Genomic DNA, 1,661 nt, shown 5'->3' with positions numbered 1-1,661 from the left:
GCCCGGAGTGGTCGCCGTCACCGCCGCCGACCGGGGGCCGGCGGCGCCCGACCCGTCGACCGCCGCCACGGTGTAGCGGTACGTGGTGCCGGCCGCGAGTCCGGTGTCGGTGAAGGCCGTGCCGGTCGTGCTGCCCACCTGGGCGTCATCGCGGAAGACCTGGTACGAGGAGGCGCCGCTGACGGACTGCCAGCCGAGGGCGACCGACCCGGCGGCCGCGGTCGCGGTCAGCCCGGTCGGGGCGGGCAGCCCGGGGTCGGTGGGGCCGGAGCCGCCGTCCAGCCCCCAGAACCGCGCGGTGTAGTAGCCGGAGCAGATCGTGTCGAGGAAGTAGGCGCCGGTCGCCCCGCACTGGTCGGCCCCGGAGCCCGGGTCGACGGCCAGGCCATGGCCCATCCCGCTGATCGTGAACACGGCCACCGCGGGCCTTCCGTTCGCATCGGCGTAGAGTTCCTGGGTGGTGCCGCCGGGCAGGCTCCGGGTGCCGGTCGGCTGACGGCCGAGGCCCTGGACGTTCGTCCACTGGTCCCGCAGCTCGGCCGCGTTCACCGGCCTGACCACGGTGTCGGCGGTGCCCTGCCAGATCGCCACCCTGGGCCACGGCCCGGTGTAACCCGGGTACGCGGCCCGGACCTTGTCGCCCCACTGGGCCGGAGTGAGCCCCTGGTCGGAGTTCTGGCAGCCGGAGGCGGCGGCCTGGGTGGTGGCGCAGTGTGCGGGCAGCCCGGAGTCGATCGCCCCGCCGGCGAACACGTCGGGGTAGTCCGCCAACAGGTCGGCGGCCATCCCGCCGCCCGCCGAGAGCCCGGTGACGAACACCCGGTGGGCGTCCGAGCCGTACAGGGACTCGGCCTTGGCGACCATCTCGACCACCGACCTGGCCTCGCCGACGCCCCGGGCGGCCCGGCTCGCGTCGAACCAGCTGAAGCAGGAGAGGCTGTTGTTGACACTGCTGGTCTGCGGGAACACCACCGCGAAGCCGTACTGGTCGGCGAACTTGGTCCAGCCCGAGTTGCGGTAGTAGTCGGTGGCGCTCTGGACGCAGCCGTGCAGCGCGACCACCAGGGGCGCGCCGCCGGGCAAGCCGGCGGGCGTGTAGGTGTACATCGCGAGGTTGCCCGGGTTGGTGCCGAACCCGGTGACCTGCTGGAAGCTGCCGCTGGTGGCCGCCGCCACGGAGGATGCGGCGGAGGCCGTGACGGGGGAAACCGTGGTGGCGGTGGATGCGGTGGGGGAGGCGACGGCTGCGGAGGGCGCGGCGGTGCCGAGCGCGAGAGCGACGGTGGTGAGCAGCGCCGCGGCGGTGGGGCGCAGTGGCATGGGGACTCCAACGTGGGGGAGGAGTGGGGGCCGGTCCCGTGCAGCGTGGCGCGCCCGCAGGCCCGGTGCCATGTGACGGTCATCCGGGGTCCACCGCCCGGGCATGGCGCAGGCCGCCATGGTCCTGCGGCCCGCGCCCCGCGCCCCGCGCCGTGGTCCTGCGGCCCGGCCGGGCGTCTTGCAGAGCGCTGAAGGCCGTACCTGCCCTGCACCGGAACGCACTTGAGGCGAGGTGACGTCGGGGACGGCGGTGTTCCAGGGCGAACCCGGGGACCATCTCCACAACCCGATGACGGATGGAAAAGAACCGGCCCCGGCCGCCGGAGCGACCGGGGCCGGCC

Annotated in this window: 1 protein-coding gene; it reads right to left on the bottom strand. The window is 74.8% G+C overall.

Features of this window, described 5'->3' with window-relative positions; all coding sequences use genetic code 11:
- A partial coding sequence (locus ACIQOV_RS40590; RefSeq protein ID WP_401056044.1) for a PHB depolymerase family esterase occupies positions 1–1,320 on the bottom strand: 1,320 nt, incomplete at its 3' end.
- Positions 1,321–1,661 lie beyond the last annotated feature (341 nt).

This window comes from Kitasatospora sp. NPDC091257 (genome assembly GCF_044757675.1).
GTDB classification, from domain to species: Bacteria; Actinomycetota; Actinomycetes; order Streptomycetales; family Streptomycetaceae; genus Kitasatospora; species Kitasatospora lactacystinica.
This window is presented reverse-complemented; position numbering and strand designations above follow the sequence as displayed.